The organism is Caulobacter sp. 602-1 (assembly GCF_003931565.1).
Taxonomy (GTDB): domain Bacteria; phylum Pseudomonadota; class Alphaproteobacteria; order Caulobacterales; family Caulobacteraceae; genus Caulobacter.
In genome coordinates, this window is the sequence record NZ_RRYI01000165.1 from 1 (window position 1) to 283 (window position 283).

At 64.0% G+C, this 283-nt stretch carries 1 protein-coding gene; it reads left to right on the top strand.

The annotated features are described in order from the left end of the window. A partial coding sequence (locus EIK80_RS25735; protein WP_125159735.1) for an ATP-binding cassette domain-containing protein occupies positions 1-283 on the top strand: 283 nt, incomplete at both ends.

Genomic DNA, 283 nt, shown 5'->3' on the forward strand with positions numbered 1-283 from the left:
TCAGCGCGGATTTCGAATCCGGGAAGATGTATGCGATCACCGGCCCGTCCGGTGCCGGCAAGAGCACGCTGCTGGCGCTGCTGGCCGGCCTGGACGCCCCCTCCCGGGGAGTGGTCCGCTTCGAAGGGGAGGACATCGCCGCATCGGGCTATGCGAAGCACCGTCGGGAGCACGTGTCCCTGGTGTTACAGGACCATAACCTGATCGACTACCTCACCCCCGAAGAGAACCTGCGGCTGGTCAGCGCCAAGGCCGATATGAAGATCCTCGAGGAACTGGGTTT